Annotated in this window: 23 protein-coding genes; 13 read left to right on the forward strand and 10 right to left on the reverse strand. The window is 69.4% G+C overall.

Annotated features, from left to right (window positions below):
* Window positions 1-650 precede the first annotated feature (650 nt).
* Window positions 651-992: a PadR family transcriptional regulator gene (locus ABT297_RS30105; protein WP_350555740.1), complete on the forward strand. Its 342-nt coding sequence runs from the start codon at window positions 651-653 to the stop codon at window positions 990-992.
* Window positions 993-1,047: 55 nt separating this feature from the next.
* Window positions 1,048-2,121: a hypothetical protein gene (locus ABT297_RS30110; protein ID WP_350555742.1), complete on the forward strand. Its 1,074-nt coding sequence runs from the start codon at window positions 1,048-1,050 to the stop codon at window positions 2,119-2,121.
* 1 nt (window position 2,122) lies between these two features.
* On the opposite strand, the gene ABT297_RS30115 is transcribed toward ABT297_RS30110, so the two are convergent.
* The 3 genes from ABT297_RS30115 to ABT297_RS30125 form a co-directional block, all read right to left on the reverse strand.
* On the reverse strand, window positions 2,123-2,449 hold the full coding sequence (locus ABT297_RS30115) for an alpha/beta fold hydrolase (protein ID WP_350555812.1): 327 nt from the start codon (window positions 2,447-2,449) through the stop codon (window positions 2,123-2,125).
* Window positions 2,450-3,052: 603 nt separating this feature from the next.
* Window positions 3,053-3,664, reverse strand: a complete 612-nt coding sequence (locus ABT297_RS30120; RefSeq protein WP_350555744.1) for a hypothetical protein — start codon at window positions 3,662-3,664, stop codon at window positions 3,053-3,055.
* A 58-nt stretch (window positions 3,665-3,722) separates the two neighbouring features.
* The gene (locus tag ABT297_RS30125; protein WP_350555746.1) at window positions 3,723-4,358 is read right to left on the reverse strand and encodes a C40 family peptidase; all 636 of its coding nucleotides are present in this window, start codon (window positions 4,356-4,358) and stop codon (window positions 3,723-3,725) included.
* 548 nt (window positions 4,359-4,906) lie between these two features.
* On the opposite strand from ABT297_RS30125, the gene ABT297_RS30130 reads away from it, so the two are divergent.
* The 3 genes from ABT297_RS30130 (at window position 4,907) to ABT297_RS30140 (ending at window position 6,533) form a co-directional block, all read left to right on the forward strand.
* The gene (locus tag ABT297_RS30130; protein WP_350555748.1) at window positions 4,907-5,617 is read left to right on the forward strand and encodes a histidine phosphatase family protein; all 711 of its coding nucleotides are present in this window, start codon (window positions 4,907-4,909) and stop codon (window positions 5,615-5,617) included.
* 46 nt (window positions 5,618-5,663) lie between these two features.
* The gene (locus tag ABT297_RS30135) at window positions 5,664-5,984 is read left to right on the forward strand and encodes a hypothetical protein (RefSeq protein ID WP_350555750.1); all 321 of its coding nucleotides are present in this window, start codon (window positions 5,664-5,666) and stop codon (window positions 5,982-5,984) included.
* 183 nt (window positions 5,985-6,167) lie between these two features.
* The gene (locus tag ABT297_RS30140) at window positions 6,168-6,533 is read left to right on the forward strand and encodes a M23 family metallopeptidase (RefSeq protein ID WP_350555752.1); all 366 of its coding nucleotides are present in this window, start codon (window positions 6,168-6,170) and stop codon (window positions 6,531-6,533) included.
* Window positions 6,534-6,572: 39 nt separating this feature from the next.
* Here ABT297_RS30140 and ABT297_RS30145 read toward each other — a convergent pair whose 3' ends face one another.
* Entirely contained in the window at window positions 6,573-7,577 is a 1,005-nt protein-coding gene (locus ABT297_RS30145; protein ID WP_350555754.1) for a hydroxyacid dehydrogenase, read from the reverse strand.
* A gap of 211 nt (window positions 7,578-7,788) precedes the next feature.
* Between ABT297_RS30145 and ABT297_RS30150 the strand changes: the two genes are divergently transcribed.
* The 3 genes from ABT297_RS30150 to ABT297_RS30160 all read left to right on the forward strand — a co-directional run bounded on the left by ABT297_RS30150 (window position 7,789) and on the right by ABT297_RS30160 (window position 11,418).
* Window positions 7,789-8,787 (forward strand): ABC transporter permease, encoded by a 999-nt coding sequence (locus tag ABT297_RS30150; protein ID WP_350555756.1) that lies wholly within the window; start codon window positions 7,789-7,791, stop codon window positions 8,785-8,787.
* Complete coding sequence (locus ABT297_RS30155; RefSeq protein ID WP_350555758.1) at window positions 8,784-9,701, forward strand: carbohydrate ABC transporter permease; 918 nt, start codon at window positions 8,784-8,786, stop codon at window positions 9,699-9,701. Before ABT297_RS30150 ends, ABT297_RS30155 begins: the two co-directional genes overlap by 4 nt.
* 61 nt (window positions 9,702-9,762) lie before the next feature.
* Window positions 9,763-11,418, forward strand: coding sequence for a type 2 periplasmic-binding domain-containing protein (locus ABT297_RS30160; RefSeq protein ID WP_350555760.1), 1,656 nt, complete (start codon window positions 9,763-9,765; stop codon window positions 11,416-11,418).
* 63 nt (window positions 11,419-11,481) lie between these two features.
* Here the strand turns inward: ABT297_RS30160 and ABT297_RS30165 are convergent, their stop codons facing one another.
* A complete protein-coding gene (locus tag ABT297_RS30165) occupies window positions 11,482-12,522 on the reverse strand; it encodes a LacI family DNA-binding transcriptional regulator (RefSeq protein WP_350555762.1) in 1,041 nt (346 codons plus the stop codon).
* Between the two features lie 73 nt (window positions 12,523-12,595).
* Between ABT297_RS30165 and ABT297_RS30170 the strand changes: the two genes are divergently transcribed.
* From ABT297_RS30170 to ABT297_RS30180, 3 genes are all read left to right on the forward strand, one after another.
* A complete protein-coding gene (locus ABT297_RS30170) occupies window positions 12,596-14,431 on the forward strand; it encodes a DUF2264 domain-containing protein (protein ID WP_350555764.1) in 1,836 nt (611 codons plus the stop codon).
* Window positions 14,432-14,716: 285 nt separating this feature from the next.
* The gene (locus ABT297_RS30175) at window positions 14,717-15,397 is read left to right on the forward strand and encodes an FMN-dependent NADH-azoreductase (protein ID WP_350555766.1); all 681 of its coding nucleotides are present in this window, start codon (window positions 14,717-14,719) and stop codon (window positions 15,395-15,397) included.
* Window positions 15,394-15,717 carry a DMT family transporter gene (locus ABT297_RS30180; RefSeq protein WP_350555768.1) on the forward strand — a complete coding sequence of 108 codons (324 nt, stop codon included), beginning with the start codon at window positions 15,394-15,396 and terminating at the stop codon, window positions 15,715-15,717. Before ABT297_RS30175 ends, ABT297_RS30180 begins: the two co-directional genes overlap by 4 nt.
* Window positions 15,718-16,048: 331 nt before the next feature.
* On the opposite strand, the gene ABT297_RS30185 is transcribed toward ABT297_RS30180, so the two are convergent.
* From ABT297_RS30185 to ABT297_RS30195, 3 genes are all read right to left on the reverse strand, one after another.
* Window positions 16,049-16,675 carry a TetR/AcrR family transcriptional regulator gene (locus ABT297_RS30185; protein ID WP_350555770.1) on the reverse strand — a complete coding sequence of 209 codons (627 nt, stop codon included), beginning with the start codon at window positions 16,673-16,675 and terminating at the stop codon, window positions 16,049-16,051.
* A 78-nt stretch (window positions 16,676-16,753) separates the two neighbouring features.
* The gene (locus ABT297_RS30190; RefSeq protein WP_350555772.1) at window positions 16,754-17,611 is read right to left on the reverse strand and encodes an MBL fold metallo-hydrolase; all 858 of its coding nucleotides are present in this window, start codon (window positions 17,609-17,611) and stop codon (window positions 16,754-16,756) included.
* A gap of 21 nt (window positions 17,612-17,632) precedes the next feature.
* Window positions 17,633-18,085 carry a hypothetical protein gene (locus ABT297_RS30195; protein WP_350555774.1) on the reverse strand — a complete coding sequence of 151 codons (453 nt, stop codon included), beginning with the start codon at window positions 18,083-18,085 and terminating at the stop codon, window positions 17,633-17,635.
* Window positions 18,086-18,169: 84 nt separating this feature from the next.
* On the opposite strand from ABT297_RS30195, the gene ABT297_RS30200 reads away from it, so the two are divergent.
* Both ABT297_RS30200 and ABT297_RS30205 read left to right on the forward strand, forming a co-directional pair.
* A complete protein-coding gene (locus tag ABT297_RS30200) occupies window positions 18,170-18,727 on the forward strand; it encodes a TetR/AcrR family transcriptional regulator (RefSeq protein ID WP_350555776.1) in 558 nt (185 codons plus the stop codon).
* A gap of 92 nt (window positions 18,728-18,819) precedes the next feature.
* Window positions 18,820-19,797, forward strand: coding sequence for an RNA polymerase sigma factor (locus ABT297_RS30205; protein WP_350555778.1), 978 nt, complete (start codon window positions 18,820-18,822; stop codon window positions 19,795-19,797).
* A gap of 14 nt (window positions 19,798-19,811) precedes the next feature.
* On the opposite strand, the gene ABT297_RS30210 is transcribed toward ABT297_RS30205, so the two are convergent.
* Window positions 19,812-20,612 (reverse strand): sugar phosphate isomerase/epimerase family protein, encoded by an 801-nt coding sequence (locus tag ABT297_RS30210; protein WP_350555780.1) that lies wholly within the window; start codon window positions 20,610-20,612, stop codon window positions 19,812-19,814.
* Between the two features lie 32 nt (window positions 20,613-20,644).
* Window positions 20,645-21,922: a hypothetical protein gene (locus tag ABT297_RS30215; RefSeq protein ID WP_350555782.1), complete on the reverse strand. Its 1,278-nt coding sequence runs from the start codon at window positions 21,920-21,922 to the stop codon at window positions 20,645-20,647.
* Between the last annotated feature and the right edge of the window lie 79 nt (window positions 21,923-22,001).

Below are 22,001 nucleotides of genomic sequence, written 5' to 3' on the forward strand. Positions count from 1 at the left end.
TCGAGTACTGGAACGACCACTCGTGGGGGTTGTCGATGTAGCCGTCGAGGGTGGCGTAGGTCGAGGCGATGATCTTGCGCACGGAACTCTCCTGCGGGTATCTGTCCGGTCTGACCGGGGTCGCGGGGCTCGCTTCCGTACAGACTTCGAACAGGACAGGGCGACTTCGACAACCGGCCAACAAATTTTTTTCAAGAGCTCTACACCGCGCTGTACTTCCTGCGTGACCTCGCCGGCGTCCGGCCCGGACAGCGGGTCCTGGTCAACGGAGCGGCCGGCAGCGTCGGCGGCTATGCGGTACAGCTGGCCAAGCACCTCGGCGCACATGTCACCGGCGTTTGCGGCGCACGCAACGTGGAGCTGGTGGCGCCGACCGGGTCGTCGACAACGGCGCCGAGGACTTCACCTCGGGGGGAGGGGCGCTACGACGTGGTGTTCGACGCGGTCGGCAAGAGCTCGTTCCGCAAGACCCGGCGGGTGCTCACCCCGATCGGCCCGGGCCGCGGGTGCGCGCCGGCATGTCGGTGCGCAAGCACGAGGCGCACAGATACGTCGAGACGGGACACAGGCGGGGCAACGTCGTCGTGACGGTGTGAGGGGCCGTGTGAGCACGGCTTGTCGATAGTACGATGAACTGTATATTGGTCGCCATGGCAAGCATGCGGCGACCGAGTTTCCTGATCCTGTCGGCGCTCGCCGTGGTCCCGCTGCACGGGTATGCGGTGATCAAGGAGGTGTCGCGGCTGTCGGACGACACGGTGCGCCTCGCCGCCGGCACCCTGTATGCGGCGCTCGACCGGCTGAGCGACGAGGGTCTGGTCGAGGTCGACCGCGAGGAGACCGTCGACGGCAGGCTCCGTCGGTACTACCGGCTCACCGAGCCGGGCGCCTCCGCACTGGCGGCCGAGGCCGAGCAGATGCGCCGCGACGCCCAGATGGTCGCCCAGCGGCTGCGCAGGGCCGGCCCCGCCAGTGCCCCCAGCCCCGCCTGACCGGCCCGGGCGCCTCCGCACCGGCCGACCCTCGACCCCTCGCGAAGGGACCACCATGCCCGAGGACACCCGCACCGCGCGCCTGGCCCGCAGGTACCGTTGGTTGCTGTTGGCCTACCCCCGGACATATCGCCGCGAACGTAGTCCGGAGATCCTCGCGACGCTGCTCGACGCCGCCGGTCCCAGCCAGTCGCGGCCGGCCGCCCGCGAGGCCGCCCAACTGCTCCGGCACGGCCTCGGCCGACGCGTCGCCGAGTTCGGGCGCCGGGCGTTCGTCGTCGCGGCATTCGCCGCCGTGCTCGGCGGGCTGAGCGGTATCGCGCTCGGCTCCTGGCTGGCCTGGCGGAACGTGGATCTGATGGCGCCCGACGGGACCACGGCGATCAGCCTCGCGCGCACGGCCCTGCCCGGCCCCATCGACGACAAAGGCGACTACTCCGCGCGGGAGAACACCTTCTGGAACCCGTACAGCAACAAGACCCTGCACGGCGGCACCGGCGTACGGGTCGGCAGGACCCGCGTCGACGGCACCATGCCCCCGAACGCCGGCTTCGAGCAGGTCGCCGCCGCCGTCCAGGAGCAGATGCGCGCACAGGGCTGGCACGACGTTCACACCACGATCGAACGGTACGAGCCGAACTCTTCGCCCTGGGCGATGGCCGAGGTGACCGGCACGCGTGACGGGTACTTCGCCGGGGTGCAGGTCACCCCGGAAGACGGCAACCCAGCCACCCTGACTTTCGACCTGATGTGGGCCGAGCCGCCCGGCCACCTGCGCGACACCATCCTCGGCGGCCTGGCCGGTGCCCTGCTCGGCGCCCTGCTCGGGCTGTACAGCTCGAAGCGCATGCGCCGCTACGGCCGGGGTATGCAGCGGGCGTACTCGGGGCTCTGCCTGGCCACGCTGCTGATGCTCACCCCGGCCTGCCTGGGCAACATCCCAACCTCGAGCGGCTCCCTGCTGGCCAACACCAATCGCAACGGCGCCGGCCCCTCGGTGTACTGGGGCGGCTTCGTGATCTACGGGGCCGAGCCGCTCGCCATCCTGTCCCTGGTACCGATCCTGGCCGTCCTCGTCGGCTGCGTCTGGCCACGCCCCGCGACCGCCCGCACCACCACCACGGCCTGAATCAGGCGAGGAACGCGTCGATGTGGGCGAGGGTTTCTTTCGGATGCGTGCGGGTGGTGATGTGACCGGCGCCGGGAATGGTCTCGAAGCGGGAGTTCGGGAAGGCGTCGGCGTATGCCCGGCCGAAGGTGGGTGGGACGACGTGGTCGTCTTCGCCCCAGACCAGCAGGGTGGGTGTCGGCACGTGGTGCAGCCGGCGTAGGAGCTGAGGGTCGGCCATGGCGCTGGTGGTGTAGGCCAGCATGGTGGCGACCTGCCCGGGAGGCGGCCCCTGCCGGGGCGGTTCGTGCCCGGTAGGAGCGTCGGGCCGGTGGGCCGGGGGTTCCAGGCACGGCGACGGTGTGGCCGGCGATCTCGGGGCCGATCGCGTCGAGCAGGACGAGCTGCTGGATGGTGCGGGCGCGGTCGCGTACGGCCATTTCCACGGCGACCCAGCCGCCGAACGAGCTGCCGATGACGATGACGGGGTCGAGCTTTTCGCTTGCGATCAGGTCCAGGTAGGTGATGGCGAGGTTGTCGATGCCGGTGAACCAGTCGGGTCGTGCCGTTCCGGCGAATCCTGGGACGGTGGGCGCGACGACGAGGTGGGTGTCGGCGTAGCGAGCCCTGTTCCCACGCAGCGCCCAGGCCGCGCAGGAAGCCGCCACGAACCTCTCCCTCTCCTTCAACGAGACCGCCCCGCAGAGCCTGCTCGCCCAATTCGCTCAAAGCCAGTGAGGGTTGTGCAGCAGGAGTCGCACGCCGCCGCAGCCGCCGAGTGGCGCCGACTTCCGCGCCGGCGCAGCAGCTTCCACCGGTTCAGCGAACCGTTCACGATCCCCGCGGGCGGTGAGCCGCCGGGATCCTCCTCGACGAGGTCGAGCGTGTAGGAACGTGCAGGAACGGCGGCCGGTCGAACCTGCCGACCGGCCGTCGTTCGTCCCTGGGTCGCCTACACCACGATGCCACCCTTCTTGTACGTGAACTTGGCCCAGTCGGGGTGGCTGCTCCACGTGCCGGTCACCTTGATGAGGTTCGGCAGCTGGACGTTCTTGCTCTTGCCACCGTCCTTCTGATGCTGGACCGTGAAGGTGATGGCCAGCGTGATGGAGCGCAGCGACACCGGGGCGACCGGCACCAGCGGCACGTTCGGCGTCTTCTGGGTCAGCTTGGCCACGCCCTTGTACCGAGCGGACGCGGACCTCTTATTGTTTTGCCCGACGCCCTCCAGGCGGACGTCCATGCCTTGCAGCACCCAGCCGATGTTGTCGCCGTTCGCGTTGGTCGTGGCGCCGCCGACCGCGGAGGCCCACGAGCCGGGGCTGTCGTTGCTGCACGGCCTGACCCGGAACGGGACGGAGGCGATCTTGGTCCGTTGGCTCTCGATGTAGGCGACCAGGAGGACGTCCTTGCAGGTCTGCTTGGCCGAAGCGGCGTGCGCGGCGGCGCCGGCGCCGGTGAGGACGAGCCCGATCACCGCTGCCGCGGCGGCGAGCTGCTTGAGCGGCGTGAACCGCGTCTTACGGGCAGTCGGTTCGCCGGACCGGTTTCGTTTGAACAACACGAATGTCTCCTTCAGGTGAGGGATTGGTACGGACCTGCCGAGGGTGGTTCCTCGGCCGTTACGGGCCGATATTGGTGATGATCACGATCGGGTCGGACGCTGCCGAACCCTTGTTGTCGGTGCTCGACTTGTCGTCCTTCTTGGCACCCGTGCTGGGCTTGTTGTCCTCGTTGGCTGGTGGCCGGATGGCCGAGCCGAGCATGTGGCTGGTGTAGTACGAGGTGAGCTTCGTCGTGGTGACCTTGCCCGCGGTCGACGACGCGGCGATCATTTTGCCTTTGCCGGCGTAGATCCCGGTGTGGTCGATGTCGCCGTCGCCGTCCCAGTCGAAGTACAAAAGGTCGCCGGGCTTGAGGTGCGCGGTGGACACCTTCCAGCCCTTCTGCGCCCCGTACTGGTACTGGCCGGCCGCGGTCATGTCACCCCACTGCACGCCGGCCTTCTTGTAGCTGTAGTAGACGAGGCCGGAGCAGTCGAACGACGTCGGGCCGTTGCCGCCCCAGACGTACGGGTCGTCCTGTTGCTGGCCGGCGATGCAGAGCGCCCGCTCGGCCGTGGTGCCAGTGCACTTTCCCGGCCCGGCGCTGACCGGACCGGCCAGACCGAGTGTCAGCCCGCCGATGACGGCCGCGGCCAGGCCCAGCGCGGCGAGCTGGAGGACGGAGAGCCGGCGGAGCGTTGCCAGTAATCGCATCTCGATGACCCCTTTCCCGGTTCGGGACCGGGACCACTCCCGGCGTGGATCTCAGTTGAGCCGTTCGCGTCGAGGTCAGGAAGGGGTAGCAGCGTACGAGACTGATCCGTTGAGATGGCACACGCGCAACCGAGGCAGCAGCTCGCGCGAGGAGGACGTGACGATGCGGTGGGCGACGCGGCCGAGACAGTCCCGACCCGGCCGTGCCACTGGCCGAGGCGCAGGTCGAGGCGCAGGTCGAGGCACGGGGCGGACCGTTCGAGGCTGTACCGAACACCGATGCCGCGGCGACTGAGCCGGCGACTCCCGCGGCGCCCGAGTCCCGGGATCCCGGCGTCGGGTTCGCCGAGGGGCGGCTCGGCGGCGTGGCCAAGACGCGGCAGCGCACCGGTAGTACACCTTTTCCGCTCCGCCGCTGGGGCAGCGCATCCGCGCACTGCGCGACCCTGACACCCAGGACGGCCGGGCATGGCACAGCCCGGGCGATGGGATGGACCCTCAGCCCACCATGGTGAAGGGGTAGACAGGAACCAACGAAGGAGGACCAGATGGGAGATCTTGTGGCGGCACTGACCGTGATCCGCCATGGGCAGAGCACAGCGAACGTCGCGTTCGCCGCGGCCGAAGCCGCGGGCTTGCTCGAGTCCGGGGTGGCCGGCCGTGATGCCGACGTGGAGCTGTCGGCGTTGGGCCGCGCCCAGGCCGAGACGCTGGGCCGGTGGTTGGCCGGCCTACCGGCGCGGCGCCGGCCCGAACGTGTGCTCTGCTCGCCGTATCTGCGGGCACGGCAGACCTGGCGGATCGCCGCCGAGACCGCTGCCGGGCTCGATGCGAAGCTGCCCGACGAGATCCTCGACGATCGTCTCGGTGATCGCTTGATGGGCCAGTTGGAGCTGCTGACCACGGCAGCGATCGCCGCCCGGTTTCCCGCCGAGGCTGCCCGACGGCGTATGGACGGCGAGTTCGGGTACCGCCCGCCCGGCGGCGAATCCTTCGGCGACATCGCTGCACGGCTCTCGGCGGTGCTGCGGGACATCAACGATCTGCATGCTGGGAGGCGGGTGACTCTCGTCGCCCACGACGCCGTGGTGCTGATGACGCGCTACGTCGTGGAAGAGCTCAGCTTCCAGGAACTGGCCACGATCGTGCGGGCCGGGGCGGTGGCGAACGGGTCGATCACCGAGTTCGACGGCTCCTCCGGCCGGCTACGGCTCGCGAAGTACAACGTGGTCGATCACCTCACGGACCACAAGAATTGATCACCAGCGATACGATTGCGGCTACCTTCAACGTGAGGAGCGTGCGGTGACGAGCCCTACACCTGGGCCGGAGGAAGCCAACTCGGTGCTGGCAAACCTGCAGCCGGTGGCGTACGACCCGGACGACCTCGCACAGGTCGACGCCACCCGGGATCTGCTGCTTCAGGTGCTCGCACTGCACTCGGCGCGTCGGCATGAGCTGGAGCGGGCGCAGCCTGTCGACCAGGCGGCGATCGAGGCGGTGGTCGAGCAGCAGCAAGCCGCGGCCAAGCTGCTCGGCATGCTCGACCCGGCCGACGTCGACCAGGTCGCTCAGGTGCGGGCGCAGTGCATCAGCATCCTGCGGGCCGCAGGACGTCACGGTTGACCACACCGGTCAGCTGTGTCATCGGTGTGCCATTGCTGGTGATCACCATGGCGGGGGGCGCAGGCGGCGGCCTGTCAGACCACGTTCCAGCCGGCCCCGTCCGTTCCCCCCAGGCAGAGCTGGGACAGCCGCCAGACCGCCAACGCCGCCGTCATCGTCGCGACCGGCAAGCGGCTCAACGTTGTGCCACGCGGCTACGTCATCGCCCTGGCGACCGCCGCCCACTGCGACCAGAGCACCGGCAACTGCAACATCGACGGCAGCCCCTCCACCCGCGGGTGTGGATGGCTGGTCGACATCGTCCATCCGGGCGGAGTGGTCACCCGCTACTGCCACATGGTCCAGCAGCCGTTCGTCACGGCCGGGCAGACCGTCGCCGCGGGGCAGGTCATCGGCCTGGTCGGTACCTCCGGAAACTCGTCCGGCCCGCCTCTGCACTTCGAGATCCACACGGGGGTGCCCGTCGGCGCCCGACCGGACAAGACCAACAGCGTCGACCCGGTTCCGTTCATGCAGGCTGCGGGGGCACCACTCGGGAAAAAAGAGTGACGATTGCCGGTTCTTCCCAGCCTCCAGGTGCGTCGAGCCTCAGGCGAGCTGGCCGAGCTGGTCGGCGTGGACCGCGCCGCGCAGCGGCTCGCCGGCGACGAACCGTTCGACCTCGGCGACGGCGAACTCGCCCAGCCGGCGCACCTCGCTGCCCTGTACGCCGGCCAGGTGCGGGGTGATCCAGACGTTGGCCAGCTCGAACAGCGGGTGGCCCGCGGGTAGGGGCTCGGGGTCGGTGACATCCAGGCAGGCGTCGATGCGTCCACTCGCGCACGTCCGGGTCAGCGCGTCCGTGTCCACCAGCGAGCCCCGCGCCGTGTTGATCACGAGGGTGCCGTCGCGCAGCAGCGCGAGCCGTCGTTCGTCGATGAGGTGGCGTGTCTCCGGCAGCTGCGGCGCGTGCAGTGTCAACACATCGCAGCGGCGGCACAGCTCGTCGAGATCGGCCAGTTCGGCGCCCAGTTCCGCGGCCCGCGCCCGGTCCAGGAAGGGATCGGCGACCAGCACCTGATACCCGGCGGCGCGCAGCCGGGCGATCACCCGCCGGCCGATCCGCGACGCGCCGACCACGCCGATCACCCGGCCATCGTTGCCGATCCGCTGTTCGAAGGGTGCGTACCGGCCCGCCGCGTACTGGCGCGCCAGCCCGAAGGCGCGCTTGCCCCCCAACGTGATGACCGCGAGCGTGAAGTCCACGACGGGCTCGGCGTTGGCGTCCGCGGCCGAGGACACGACGATCCCTCGAGCGAACACCTCCGGACCCACGTGCCCCTTGACCGACCCTGCGGCGTGCACCACCGCCCGCAGCTTCGGCGCGGTGTCGAGCACCTCTGCGGTCAGTGGCGGGCATGACCACCCGGTCACCAGGACCTCGACCGTCTCCATGCCGCGGCGAGCCGCCGGATCGTCGAAGCTTTCCATCGCCTCGGTCCCGACGAGCCGCAGGACGCCCGCGAGCCGCGCCATGAGGTCCCCTGGCAGGACCGTGGAGGTCACCGCGCGGGACATCGCGATCATTCCGACAGGGCGCTCGGCCTGACCCACGGCGTCTCCGTTCGGTAGAAAACGTCTCCTGTGATGAGCGTGAACGTTAATCAGTCGATGAGACCAGGTCAAGCACCATGCAGGCATGGGAGTGTGTCCGATCGGTATCGGCCTCTTGACATTTCTGTAGAAAAGCTTTTACTTGATCGGGCGTGTGGTCTGGACCACAAGCCGGTCAGCGGGCCGGCGCTTCGTCGGCGAGGAGGTGCGGGTGTCAGTGCAAACCCGAGCGGAGACGGCCGAGCCCGACGCGGCGCGGCCGGCGGGCGGCGCGGTGGGCCGGCCGGGACCGGCCACCCCGTCGCGCCGTGCCAGGTATCAACGGTGGCGTCGCGACCGGATCCTGGTCGCGCTCATGGTCCCCGGGCTGCTCTACTACGCGATCTTCCACTACGGCGCCCTGTTCGGCAGCGTGCTGGCCTTCCTGGACTACGTGCCGTTCCTCGGCCTGTCCGGAAGCCGATGGATCGGGCTGGACAACTTTCAGCGGTTGTTCGGCGACGCGGACTTCTGGCGCGCCACCGTGAACACGCTGGAGATCGCCGTACTGCAGATCGTCTTCTTCTTCCCCGCGCCGCTGGCGCTGGCGCTGCTGCTGCACAGCCTGACCCATACGAGGATCAAGCGCTTCGTCCAGAGCGTGGTGTACCTGCCCCACTTCGTCTCGTGGGTGATCGTCATCGCCCTGTTCCAGCAGGTGCTCGGTGCCACCGGCGTGCTCAACGGGTTTCTCGCCGACGGCGGGCTGCACACCGTGCACATCCTCGGCAACCCGGACGCCTTCAAGCCGATGGTGGTCGCGCAGGTCATCTGGAAGGACACCGGCTGGGGAACGATCATCTTCCTGGCCGCGCTGACCCAGGTCGACGAGCAGTTGTACGAGGCGGCCGCCCTCGACGGCGCCCGCCCGTGGCGCCGCTTCTGGCACGTGACCCTGCCGGCGATCCGCCCGGTGATCGTGCTGCTGCTGGTGCTGCGACTCGGCGAGATCCTCTCGGTCGGCTTCGAGCAGATCCTGCTGCAGCGCGACGCGGTCGGCGCGCGCGCCGCCGAGGTCATCGACACCTTCGTCTACTTCCACGGCATCCAGGACGGCGACTTCGGGCTCGCCGCCGCCGCTGGGCTGTTCAAAGGCGTGGTCGGCGTGGTGCTCGTCTACGCCGCGAACAAGATCTCCCATCGGCTGGGCGAGTCAGGGGTGTACCGGTGAAGCTCCAACGCCGTGACAGCAGGCGCGGTGCGGGCCGTCCCGCCTGGCAGGAGGCTCCGCATCCGCTCACCAGCACCGCCAAGGCGGTGGCGATCGTGGTCGTGCTCGCCCTGGTCGCGGTCCCGTTCCTCGTGGTCATATCCACCAGCCTGGCCGACCCGGCGGACGTCGTGGCCAACGGCGGCTGGGCCATCTGGCCCGAGCATCCGACCCTGGCCGCGTACAAGGAGATCCTCTCCGGCGGCATCGTCGGCCGGGCCACCGTGGTCAGCCTCGGCGTGACCGTGGTCGGCACCGCCCTCAGCCTCGCCGCGACCGTCCTGCTGGCCTACGCGCTGAGCCGGCCGGCGGTGTTCGGCGGCAAGCCGATCATGCTGGTGGTGCTGTTCACGTTCCTCTTCCCGCCCGGCATCATCCCGGCGTACCTGGTGGTCAAGGAGACCGGGCTGCTCAACTCCTACGCGGCCCTCATCGCCCCGGTGCTGGTCAACACGTTCAACCTGGTGGTGATGCGCGGGTTCTTCCAGTCGCTGCCCGCGGAACTCTACGAGGCGGCGCGCATGGACGGCGCGTCCGAGCTGACGATGCTCTGGCGGATAACGATCCCGCTCTCCCGAGCCGTCCTCGCCGTCGTCGGACTGTTCTACGCGGTCTCGTACTGGAACTCGTGGTTCAACGCGCTCATCTACATCGACGAGCCGGCCAGATGGCCGCTGCAACTCGTGCTGCGCACCTACGTGCTGGCCGGCGGGCAACTCGCCGACCCGTCAGCGGGCGAGGCCGGCCTGCTGTCCGCACCGCAAACCGTGCGGATGGCGGTCGTGGTGCTCGCCACCATCCCAATCGTCCTGGTCTACCCGTTCCTCCAGCGCTTCTTCGTCAAGGGCGTGCTGAGCGGGGCCATCAAGAGCTGACCCTCCACGCCAGCGCACCCCCGCCCCTTGGCGCCTGGCTCCAGAGAAAGGAAGCCTTCCCATGACCCGATCCCCTGAACTGTCCAGACGCTCGCTGCTGCGTGCGATCGGGATGGGCGCGACGGCGATCGCCGTGCCGTCGCTGCTCGCCGCGTGCGGAGACGGCAGCAGCGGAGGCTCGGTCAGCAACGCGGGCACCGACAAGGTCCCGTGGCCGACGTACCAGCCCTTCGCCGGTCCCACCCCCGACCTGCCCGGCACCGCCGAGGGCGTGCAGGCCGGCTACACGAAGTACCCGAGCAACCTGGTCAATGCGGTCAAGGCGACGCCGGGCGACAAGACCAAGGTCAAGGCCGTGGCCGTCACGTACGGCACGCCGCCGAAGCCGGCCGACCAGAACAAGCTCTGGAAGGCCATCAACGACGCACTCGGCATCGACCTGGAACTGACCCTCGTGCCGGACGCGGACTTCGACGCGAAGATGGCCACCCTGACGGCGGGCGACGACCTGCCGGACATCATCAGCATCGGCGGCGGCCACCGGCTCCCGCGCGAGCAGGAGTTCGTGTCGGCCAAGTGCGCCGACCTGTCGGAATACCTCGCCGGCGACAAGATCAAGGCATACCCGAACCTGGCCAATCTGCCGCCGTACACCTGGCAGGGCATGGGCCGGATCAAGGGCCGGATCTTCGGCATCCCGCTGGAACGGCCGCTACCGGCCTACGGGATGTTCATCGATCGCAGCGCCTTCGCCTCGGTCGGCGCCAACGACAGCAGCTGGTCGAAGGACGAGTTCGCCACCGCGGTCAAGGCGCTGAGCAAGAACAAGCAGTACGGCCTGGGCGCCCAGAAGGCCAACCAGTTCGGCCTGCGACAGTTCCACGCCGCGGCGTTCGGCGCCCCGAACGACTGGAAGGTCGACGGCGGTAAGTTCATCAGGGCCGACACCCTGCCGGAGTTCAAGGACGCGCTGGCGTTCGTCCGGGAGCTCTTCGCCGCCGGTGCCTACTACCCGGACACCATGTCCCTCAGCGTCACCGACACGAAGACCTTCTTCAACAACGGCACATTCAAGAGCATGACCGACGGGCTGGCCGCGTTCCAGCCCGCGGTGATCGGAGTCAAGGGTGCCTACCCCGTGGATCTCGCACTGCCGTACAACGCCGGTGGCGGCGGGCCGCGCATCATCGCCGGCACCGGCAACTTCGGCTACACGGTGCTGAAGAAGGCGCCGGCGGAACGCATCCAGATGCTGCTGCGGGTGCTGGACTACCTGGCCGCGCCGTTCGGCAGCAAGGAGTACGAGCTCACCCACTTCGGCGTGGAGGGCGTGCACTTCACCCGGGCCGGGGACGGCACACCGACCCCCACGCCGCTGTGGACCAACGGCGAGAACAACGTCAACCTGCCGATCATCTACCTCGCCGAGGCGCCCCGGGTGCTGTACTTCTCCGGCGTCGACGCCGAATCGGTCAAGCGGCTGCACGCGTGGGAGACCAAGACGGTACCCCTCGGGGTGAAGAACCCAGCCGCCGGCCTGGTCTCGGACACCCGCAGCCGCAGCGGCGTCACGCTCGACAAGGTGCTCAACGACGGCATCAACGACATCGTGACCGGGCGCGTGCCGCTGACCAACTGGGACGCCGTCATCAAGAAATGGCGTGACGACGGCGGCGACAAGATGGCCGAGGAGTACGCCAAGGAGTACGCCGGCTAGCTCAGCGTGGAAGGGATTCGCGCCGGGCGACGAGCGGCCATGCCGCGACGCGCCCGGCGCGAATCAGGCGCCGATCTGGCGGACCGAACCGCGCACCACCACGTGGGTTCCGAGCATCACATGTTCGCGCCCGGACGACTCGCTGGAACGCTGCGTCGCCAGCTTCACCGCGGTTCGCCCCAACTCCTCCTGCGGAACCCGCACGGACGTCAGCGGCGGATTGAAGTCGACCGCGTTGGGGATGTCGTCATAGCCGACGATCGAGACGTCGTCGGGAATGCGCCGCCCGACCTCGCGCAGCGCCGCCATCGCGCCGGACGCGACGCCGTCGTTGCCCGCGAAGATGGCGGTGAACCGCTTCCCCGCTGCCAGCAGCGCCCGCGTCCGCCGGTAGCCGCCCTCACGGTCCCAGGGCCCGTGGCTGATCAGCGCCGGGTCGACCGGCCGGCCGTACGCCGTCAAGGCCGTGCGGTAGCCCTCGATGCGCTGGTCGGATGTGGTCAGCCCGACGGGCCCGGCGATCATGAGGATGTCGCGGTGGCCCGCCGTCAGCAGATGCGTGGTGGCCGCGTGCGCCCCGCCGACGTTCTCGTATTCGACGGTGATCGCGGGAAAGTCCGGTCCCAGCGACGGCCGCGCACACAGCACCAGACGGCTGCCGGCGTTCTCCAGCCCCTGGGCATACTGGCGCATCCGTTCGCGGTAGTCGTCGTTCTCCACCACCCCGCCGGCCAGGATGACGGCATCGGCCCGCTGTTCCCGCATCAGCCGCACCACGTCGAGCTCCCGGTCGGGATCGGCGTGGGTGGTGCAGACCAGGCAGAGACGGTGGGCCACGGTCGCCTGCTCCTCGACACCGGCGGCGATGCGGGCGAAGAACGGGGTGGTGACCTCGGCGACCACGAGCGCGACCACCTTCGACGTCGCACCGTGCAGCGCCCGGGCATGGGCGTTCACCACATAGTCCAGCTCGCGCACCGCGAGCTGGACCCGCTGGCGGGTCTCGTCGGCGACCGGGTAGTCACCGGATAGCACCCGGGACACGGTGGCCATCGAGACGCCGGCTCGCGCGGCGACGTCCTTGATGCTCGGCCGCTTGTTCAACCAACACCTTCCCTTGGTCAGACCGGATAGAAACGCTTGCGAAAAGCTTTACCACACACCTACGCTCCGTAAAGTGTCCACGCTGGCGCAACTCCACGGAACACCGGCCCCGGATCTGACCGACACCCACGACGGATGGGCCCAGGCGCTGCTCGCGGTGACCGCACCGGCCACCCGGCTCGCGTCCCTCGGGCCGGACCGCCAACCGGTCAGCGCCTCCTCGAACGACCCGGGCGCGACCTGGCTCGAGCTGGTGGCCCGGCCGCTGTGGGGCCTCGCCGCACACGCGGCCGGCGGCGGCCGCGCCGACGAGCAGTGGCACGACGTCCGGCGCAGCCTCCTCGCGGCACTCGACCCACGCCACGACTGGTACGCTGGGCCGCCCACCGGCCAACGCCTCGTCGAGTCCGCGGCGATCGGCTACGCACTCGCGATCGCGCCGCGGGAGCTCTGGGATCCGCTGACCGGCCGGGACCGCGACGTCCTGGTGCACTGGCTCGGCGACGCGACGCGGGCGACACCGCACGACAACAACTGGCACTTCTTCCCCGTGCTGGCCGGGCTCGGCCTGGAGCGGCTCGGCATCGCCACCGACGCGACCCTGCGGAAGGCGCACCTCGACCGGCTGGAACGGTTCGCGCTGTCCGACGGCTGGTACAGCGACGGCGACGACGGCGGGCGCGACTACTACAACCCCTTCGCGTTCCACTGGTACGGCCTCGTGCTGGCCGGGCTCGGCGCCCTCGAGCCGGAGCGGGCGCAGCGACTCACCGAGCGCAGCCACAGCTTCGCCGAGCAGTTCCAGCACTGGTTCGCCGCCGACGGCTCATCCGTGCCGTTCGGGCGCAGCCTCGGGTACCGCTTCGCGCAGGGTGCGTTCTGGGGCTCGCTGGCCTTCGCCGGCGTACCGGCGCTGCCCTGGCAACGCATCCGCGCCCTGGCCGACCGGCACCTCGCGTGGTGGTGGCGACAGCCGATCGTCAGCGAGGACGGACTGCTCACCGTCGGCTACGGCTATCCGAACAGCGCGGTCGTGGAGCAGTACCTCGGCGCCGGGTCGCCGTACTGGTCGACCAAGTTCTTCCTCCCCCTGGCCCTGCCGGCCGAGCATCCCTTCTGGAACAGCGCAGCGGCCGCGGGATCCGCGCCCCCGGATGCGGACGTGGTGAGCGCGCAGGCCGCGCCACGGGTCGTCATCAGCCGGCATCGGGGGGATGTGGTACTGCTCAACGGGCAGGGATGGCGCGACTGGGCGCGCGGCGGTGCCGCGAAATACGCCAAGTTCGCCTACTCCACCCGGGCCGGATTCAGCGTCCCCGCCGGCGACCGGAGTCTCGCCGCCGGTGCCTTCGACAGCATGCTGGCGCTCAGCGACGACGCCGGGCGGCGCTGGCGGGCCCGCGAAGAGGTGGACGAGTCGCGCGTCGACGGAAACGTCGTCTGGACCAGGTGGTCGCCTTGGGCGGACGTGACCGTGCACACGTACCTGGCGCCGTTCCGCGACGGCTGGCATGTCCGGCTGCATCGGATCACCACCGGCCGGGCGCTGGCCGGCGCCGAGGGCGCGTTCAGCGTGCCGTGGATCACGCTGGGCCAGGATCCGGCAGTGCTGCGCATCACCGACGACGCGGGCGCATGCGGCGCGGCGGCCGGCGGGCTGACCAGTGTCATCCTCGACCTCGGCACTGACCGCGTCCGGACCGGCGAGCTCGTCGCGCCCATCGCCGGCACGAATGTGCTGCACCGACGCACGGTCCTGCCCATGCTCCGCGCCGATTACCCTCCGGGCGAGCACCGCATCCGCACCGCCGTGTACCTCGGCGATGAGCCGCCGCGGATCAACGACGAGACCATCACCGCGTTGCGCGACGCCGCCGCGAATCTTGAGGTACGCATAGCCGCGGAATAGTTCGAGGCGCCGCGGAGCTTGTATGGCAGTCCGGCCATTCGCGACCTTCGACGGCGACCAGTAGTACAGCTCTGACGTCGGTGTTCGGCATGCCCGCGTCCCGGGGGTGTTCGACGGCGTGGGAATAGCCCACGTCACCGGCGGTGAAGTCGCGACCGATTGATCGGTTGGGTCGCTCCCAATGAACGTGATGTACGTAACTGGACGAGGTGTCCAGTTGCTGAGTACATTGGGCGACAGGAACCGGACACGATGTCCAGATAGCGATTCGTATAGGGAGTTGTCATGCCGCACCTGCTGCACCTCGACGCGAGCGCCCGCCGGGAATCGCACTCCCGCGCCTTGAGCGGATCATTCGCCGCCGAATGGCGAGCCGCCCACCCGGACGGCAAGTACACCTATCGGGACCTGGCGGCCCAGCCGGTTCCGGTTATCGGACAAGCCTGGACCGAGATCTGCGACTATGCGCTCCAGCACGGCATCACCGATCCGGATCGCCTGACCGAGGGCGTCCGCACGGCGGCGCAGCAGGCGGCCTGGGCGATCGTGGAGCCATTGCTGACCGAGTTGGTCTCGGCCGACGTGCTACTGATCGGAACTCCGATGTACAACTTCTCGATCCCGGCAACCCTCAAGCTGTGGATCGACCAGGTGACATTCCCGCGCGCGTCGCTGGACGTCAAGGTAGTGGTCGCCTCGGCCCGGGGCGGCACCTACGCGCCGGGCACGCCGCGCGCCTCGGTCGATCACCAGGAGCGCTACCTGCGCGACTTCTTCCTCGGCCACTTCCAGGTGGCTGACGTCACGTTCGTCAACGCCGAGTTGGTGAACTCGACCGTAGACCCCGTCCTGGCGGCGAAGCACGCGGCGTACGAGCAGTCGTATGCCGAGGCCAAGAAGAACGTGGTCGAGCTGGCGCGCACCATCAGCGCGGGCGACAGCGTGACAACTGGGAGGCTGTCATGAGCTGGGTGATGCTGGTCCTGGCCGGGCTCGTCGAGATCGCATGGTCGCAGACCATCAAGCCGACCCAGAATTTCACCCGTCCGCTGCCGACGCTCGTCTGCTTCATCCTTGGAGCTGCCGCCGTCTATCTGTTGTCCCGGGCAATGCAGAACCTGCCGGTTGGCACCGCTTACGCGGTCTTCACGGGCATCGGCACGATCGGCGCGATCGTGCTGGGCATCGTCATCCAAAAGGACCCGATCCAGGTCACACGATTCGCGGCGCTGGCCTTGATCATTTCCGGCGTCATCCTTGCCCGGGTTGCCGATCCGGCCGCGTGACGACCGAGCAGGTCACCGGAAGGCATGTCCGTAACTCGCTCAAGTTGAACGATGGGGAATGCGAGGGCCTCGTCGGGTTCGGATTTGGTACCACACAAGTCCGACCACGACGAGGCCCTCGCCCCGTCTGCGTCCAGCGCACCTGTACGCCAACCTGACCACTGTCCGCCGGATCGGTCGCGCTCGCCGACGACGAAGCCCGCACGTCGCCAACGCCGCGCACCTCTCCATGATCACGGAGCGAACGTGCTGCTCCGTGTGCATTTTTACTCCGTGATGATGGAGAACCTGATGGTCGGTCGACGCGGATCGCCAAGCGCCCAATTGGCGGTCACGGGCGGTCCGGTGCCCTATCGCTCGGCATGACGCGGCGGGCGAGGGTGCGCAGGGCGGCGGTGATCTGTTCGGGCGCATTGCGTTGCCTGCGCTGGAATGCGTACACCTCCGGGGCCAAGGGCGCCAGCAGTACATCGACCAGTGCGTCGATCTCGGGCGCGCCGGACTCGACCAGCAGACCGCGCACGTGCGCTCGCCAGAACCCGTAGGCGCCGGTGGCGAATCGTGCCGGCCCGATCTCGGCGCCGAGGACGAGCGGCAGGTGCTGCTCGAGCAGTTTCACCATCGCCGTGTAGAACGCGGCCAGCCGGTCCGCTGGGTGTGCGCCGGGACCCAGCGGCGGCGGGCCGGAGATGAGCTGCTCCTGCAACGCGCGCTCGTGCTCGTCGAGCAGGGCCCGGGCGACCGACGCCGGATCGGGGTAGCGGCGGTAGAGCGTTGCGCGCCCGACGCCCGCGGCTGTGGCAATGTCCTCCATGGTGACGGTTCGCGCGTCGCGCTCGGCGAACAGCTTCGCCGCGGCGGCCAGCACCTTCGCCCGGTTTCTGGCCGCGTCGGCGCGCTCCCCGCGAGCCGGGGCGTCGATCGGACTGCCCGTCAACAGGTCACGACGACTACTCATGGCTGTAGCCTATCAAACGGACACGTCGTCCAGTTAGGTCGTTTTCAATGCTCACCGCCCAGGTGCTGCACCGGGCAGTCAGGCTCGGTTGGCGACCGCGGCCCGGGCCGAGATCCAGAGCGTGTGGGGGTTGTCGCGGTCGCCGTGCAGTTCCATCATTCCGGCGACCAGGTCCTCGGCGGTGTCTCGCTGGTTGGCGATCCGGGTGAAGTCGCGCAGGTACCGCTGGCTCGCCGCGATGTGCTCCGGGAGATCGGGCGATCCCGCACGCTTGTGACCCGCGACAACGACCTTCGGTCCCAGCGCGGCGATGGCGTCGAGGCTGGCGATCCAGGCCTCTCGTTTCTCCTCGTTGGTTTCGAGCTGCATCATGTGCACGTCGTTGTAGACGATGTCGCCGGCGACGACGGCCCCTGCCGACGGAACATGAAAGAACGCCGAGTGCTCGGTGTCTCCCTGCCCAACCGAGACCGCGCGGACAAGGTGCCCATCGAGCTCGAACTCGGGCTCCGCAAGCGCCTCGGGCACAACGGGAGCTTCGGGCAGTTCGCCCGGGAACCGCGACGTCCAGTATTGGGTCGTCTTGTTCATCTCGGCTTCCCACGCGGCGCGGGCGGCCACTTCCGCGGTCGCGAAGCCGCGCGCCTCGGGAAAGTGTTCGAGGAGTCGCGTGAGGCCGAGCCAGTGGTCCGAGTGTCCGTGGGTGATGTAGATGCCGGTGATGCGCTTGCCGAAACCCTTGGCCCACGCTGCCAATGCGTCTGCCTGACCGTTGGTCATCAAGGCGTCGATGAGGATCGCATCATGCTCGCCGGCGATCAGGGTGCTGCTCATCGGGGCCCAGGTCGGCTCGTCGCCGGGCCCCTGGGATGCGCCGCCCGCGTAGGGGCGAATCGGGGTGACGAAGACGTCGACCGAAAGCGGACTGGTGCTCATCGTTCCTCCTCCTTGGAGTGCTCAGGCCTGCAGCTTTGCGATCTCGGCCCTGGCCGCGGTCACAAGCTCCGCATTCAGGTGCGCGTGACCCCACAGACCCCAGCCACCCTCGGGGGCCTCGGTGAGAAGGACCCAGGTGCGATCCTTGAGCGCCGCGTTGCCGGCCGCGGCGGCGATCAGCTCGGTGAGTTCGCGGACCACGGCGATCTGCTTGTCGCGGTCGAGCGCACCGGAGTTGGTCAGCACCTGGACCCGCACGTAGTCGTGGTCGCCGTCGACGTTCGCGATACCGGCGGCCGGCAGCTCGTGCACGAAGGCTGCCGTGTTCTTGCGGAACATCGGGATGTTGGGAACGCCTTCGACCGTCATCACGGTCGTGGCTGCGTCCTGGGCGAGCTTGGCGGTGTCGGGGAAGGTTCCGGCCGCGGCGTAGATGTCGATCATCGGCATGGTGGCGTCTCCTGGTGAGGTCACGTCTCGTTGGACTATGCAGGTCGTCATAGTTCCTATGCAACCTAACATAGAGGTCACGGGTCGCAACGTAGGAGAGTGAGGCTCTTGGCAGGCGAGGTGCGCCAACGGATGGTCGGCAGCGCGCTCCAGCTGATCGCGGAGCGCGGAGTCCAGGGGACGTCGTTCGCGGACGTGCTCGAGCGCAGCGGTGCGCCGCGGGGCTCGGTCTATCACCACTTCCCGGGCGGCAAGGACGAGATGGTCCGAGCCGCGATGGACTACATGGCAACCGATGGCCGCGCCGCGCTCAAGGCGCTGGCCGGCGCGGACCCGGCCGGGATCGTGACCGGCTTCGTCAACCTGTGGCGGGGCCTGCTCAAGCGGGACGACTTCGCGGTCGGATGCGCGGTGGCCGGGGTGACGGTCACTGCCGAGGCCGACGACCTGCGAGCCGCGGCCAGAACGGTGTTTGAAGCCTGGGTCGAGGACCTCGCCGGCCTGTTCGTCGCTGCCGGAGTTGACGAGACCCGAGCCGAAGCCTTCGCGTGGATGCTCCTGGCTTCAACCGAGGGCGCGGTCGTCATCGCTCGCGCGCAGCGAAGCACGCGTGCCCTGGACATCGCCGAGCAACAACTGCTCATGCTCGCGAGCCATATGGCATAGGGCGCCGGCGAGGCCCGACGGGGGAAAGTATTTGAGCGCCGAGGGAACGCCGGGCCGCCTCGATGCGTGTACGTGCTGTGGGGACATCCCTGATGGCAGGCCGGCGAACGACCGACTTCGAGACGTTCTACCGCTCCGAGGCCGATCGGCTCTACCGCGCGCTCGCCGTAGCCCTCGGCAATCCGCAGCTGGCGCGTGAGGCGGCAGACGAGGCGATGGCCCGTGCCTATGCGCGCTGGAGCCAGGTCCGCGACCACGACAGCCAGAACCCACTGGGCTATCAGCCGCCCCAGGGCCTGCTCGAGCTCTCACCGGAACGCAAGATCATCGCCGTTGCCCCGCCCGACCTCATCGACGGGCTACGGCAGCGCGTGGCGCTCGACGACGGCCGCACTGTCCTGCTGGGCAGCAAGGACCTCCAGCCCGGCGTGCGACGCACGGACGGCGTCAACGTCACCGGCCTGGCGATGCGCCTCGTCGTGCTCGCGCCCGGCGGCGCCGTGGCCCTCACCCGCGAGGTGCGCCTGCAGGGCCAGGACGTCCAGCTCGTCGGCGCGACCGCCACCGCCGCCTATCTGTACCGCACGCCGGGCCGGATCGTGCGGCACGACCTGGCCAGCGGCACAGAGGAACGGCTCGCCGCGCTCGACCCCCTCCCCGCCTGGGACACGAACAACCTCTCGATCCAGAGCGGACTGCTGCTCACCACCTCGCAGGCCGCCTGCGACCTGCGGATCTCCTCGGCCGACACCGGCAAACTGGTCCGCACTGTGCACTTCGACGTGAACCGATGGCACTGCCCTACAGCGGACCGGGTCCGGGTGTCGGCCGACGGCAGGCTGCTCGCCGTCGCGCTCAGGGGCACCGCCGCCAATCCTGACACGTTCGACGTCGTGAACGTGGCCACCGGCGTGACGACGCACAGGCTGCTCTCGCCCACGTCAAGGTCGGGCATCGTGGGCATGGCCTGGCGCGGCACCGTGCTGCGAGTCGCCTGGGTCAACCTGCCCGATCCCGGCAGCGAGGTGTACCCGATGGCCGACGTCCTGCAGACCGTCGACGTCTCGTAGCGACCCAGGGACCGCTACGGCGTGGCAGCGGCGTCGACCGTGTCGAGCCAGTCGCGCCCCGCGATCAGCGCCTCTGCCACGGGGGCGATACCGGGATGCCACTTGCGCTCCCACTCGAGGCTGTACCAGCCGTCGTAGCCGACGGCCTCCAGCGTGTGCAGGATCTCGCGCAGCGGCACGGTGCCGGTGCCCAGGAGCAACGGAGTGCGGTCGGCGGCATCCGCGGAGTCCTTCAGCTGGACGTGCGCGAGCCAGGGGGCCAACGCCCGCGCGGTGCCGGCCACCGGCTCACCCGCGGCCCAGGGATGCCTGACATCCCAGATCGCCCGGACCCGGGCATCTTGCACCTGCGACAGCACCCGTCGCAGGTCCTCGCCGCGCGGATGCGAGTCGTGCGTCTCCAGCCAGATCTCCACCCCGCTCGGCAACCTCGGCGCGGCGGCGCGAAGCCGCCCAATCGCCCGGGCGTCGGCCTGCTCGTCGTCGCCACCGGGGAACACCCGGACCGCCCGAGCCCCCAGATCGGCGGCGAGGCCGGCCTCGGCGAGCAGATCGGCGACGCACTGCTCATCGTCGAGCTGACCGCTGGCGATTTTGACGTACGAGGCGACACAGAGTATGGCCACGCCGTCCAGGGCGTCGAGGGCCGCCTGTCGTCCGGCCTCGGACAACCCCGCGTGCACGGGTTCATCGGGGGCCGAGCGCAGTTCGACACCACGCCACCCGGTGCGCAGCGCCAGCGCGGCAACGTCGTGCAGGGGCATCCCAGAGCAGCCGAGGGTGGAGAACGCCAGCCGGCGGGAGGTCGATGGCATCGACCAACAATAACGACCCACCGCCGCTCAGCCTAGAAGCTTCGGAGCCGCTCGCGGAGCCGCTCGCGGAGGCGGTCGATACGGCTGTACTGCCGCCGCGGCGGCGGGAGGGCTCGGCGCAGCTCGTCGTCGGTGGCCGGACGGGCATCCAGGGCGGCCTGGCGCAGCAGCGTTCTGTCGACCCGCAGTGCACCCGTCACTGACACGTTCACCCGACCGCGACGCACCACGTATCCGTGGGTTTCGGGGTTGCTGGGGCCGAGCATCCGCAGCCGGACGTAGGTGAGGTCGGCACCCTCCGGCTTGCACTCGGTGGCGGCGAGGCAGATGTCGTTGCCGTCCGCGTAGGTGACCTCCATCGTGAAGCCGGTGTCCCCTCCGGAGTCGGTGCGGTCGACCGGGTCGTACCGCATGCCAGGGGGCGCCTCGGTCATCCGCCCGGTGTACCCGGGAATCGTGGCCGCCACGAACAAGCCGGCGTCCTCGCGGTCGCCTCCCATCTCGTCGGCGGAGGCCGGCCGCAGGCTCAGCGCGGCGGCCCTGAGGAGGTCCTGGCCGACCGTCGGGGTCCCGGCGACGGTTACGAAGAACCGGGCGAACGGCACCTGGTAGCCGTGCAGTGGCGGGTTGTGCCGGTAGACCAGACCGTTCGGCTCGATGGTGCAGTCACCCGACGCCAGTTGCGAGTCCTGGGCGGTCGGCTGGCCGCACAGCTGCTCGCCCGGGGCCAGCCGGTCGGACACGGTGATGGTGACGTACCGGGCCGGCGGTTCCGGGTCGGGATGCATGGGGAAGAAGCTCGCACCGCCAAGCCCGTTGCCGTAGTCGCGACCGGCATTGGGCTGGTAGCCGGGGACGGCGACCGCGTAGCTGGTCTCCCTCTGGACGTTGTTGGCCGCCAGCCGCGCTTCGAGATCGTCCGGTGGCTCGCGGCGCAGCACCACCACGGTGGCAACCAGCATCGCCACGATCAGTCCGACCGCGGTGACGCTCACCCACCAACCACGCACGAACAACGCTGCCGCCAAGGCGAACGGGACCCCACCGAGCAGCGATGTCACCAGCGGATCGTTCGTCAGCCACGGCTCAGCCGCGTCAACCAACGACCCCAGGGCCCACCCGACCGTTCCTCCCCCCATGACGAGCAACGCCCAGAACACTCGACGACCCACGCTTCCGCCGAGGATCGACACGTCACGGGTGCCCGCGATCACGACCATCAATCCGGCCAGTACGGCCGCCGCGGCCACCACGCCCGCCAGGACGACACCGGCCGGACTCACACCACCGGCGAGCCCCGCGGCCGCCAACGCCTGCCATAGCATCGACAGTGCGACTGCTCCGACTGCCCACGCCGCGCCGAGCTGGACGGCAACAGTGACACACCGC

It is taken from the genome of Dactylosporangium sp. NPDC000555 (assembly GCF_040300025.1).
Lineage (GTDB): Bacteria > Actinomycetota > Actinomycetes > Mycobacteriales > Micromonosporaceae > Dactylosporangium.

Bases quoted from the DNA above. Each gene is read 5' to 3' on its own strand.
- ABT297_RS30185 (WP_350555770.1), bottom strand. From the start codon at position 16,675: ATGAGTAGTCGTCGTGACCTGTTGACGGGCAGTCCGATCGACGCCCCG.
- ABT297_RS30105 (WP_350555740.1), top strand. From the start codon at position 651: ATGGCAAGCATGCGGCGACCGAGTTTCCTGATCCTGTCGGCGCTCGCC.
- ABT297_RS30190 (WP_350555772.1), bottom strand. From the start codon at position 17,611: ATGAGCACCAGTCCGCTTTCGGTCGACGTCTTCGTCACCCCGATTCGC.
- ABT297_RS30175 (WP_350555766.1), top strand. From the start codon at position 14,717: ATGCCGCACCTGCTGCACCTCGACGCGAGCGCCCGCCGGGAATCGCAC.
- ABT297_RS30125 (WP_350555746.1), bottom strand. From the start codon at position 4,358: ATGCGATTACTGGCAACGCTCCGCCGGCTCTCCGTCCTCCAGCTCGCC.
- ABT297_RS30110 (WP_350555742.1), top strand. From the start codon at position 1,048: ATGCCCGAGGACACCCGCACCGCGCGCCTGGCCCGCAGGTACCGTTGG.
- ABT297_RS30210 (WP_350555780.1), bottom strand. From the start codon at position 20,612: ATGCCATCGACCTCCCGCCGGCTGGCGTTCTCCACCCTCGGCTGCTCT.
- ABT297_RS30180 (WP_350555768.1), top strand. From the start codon at position 15,394: ATGAGCTGGGTGATGCTGGTCCTGGCCGGGCTCGTCGAGATCGCATGG.
- ABT297_RS30160 (WP_350555760.1), top strand. From the start codon at position 9,763: ATGACCCGATCCCCTGAACTGTCCAGACGCTCGCTGCTGCGTGCGATC.
- ABT297_RS30205 (WP_350555778.1), top strand. From the start codon at position 18,820: ATGGCAGGCCGGCGAACGACCGACTTCGAGACGTTCTACCGCTCCGAG.
- ABT297_RS30130 (WP_350555748.1), top strand. From the start codon at position 4,907: ATGGGAGATCTTGTGGCGGCACTGACCGTGATCCGCCATGGGCAGAGC.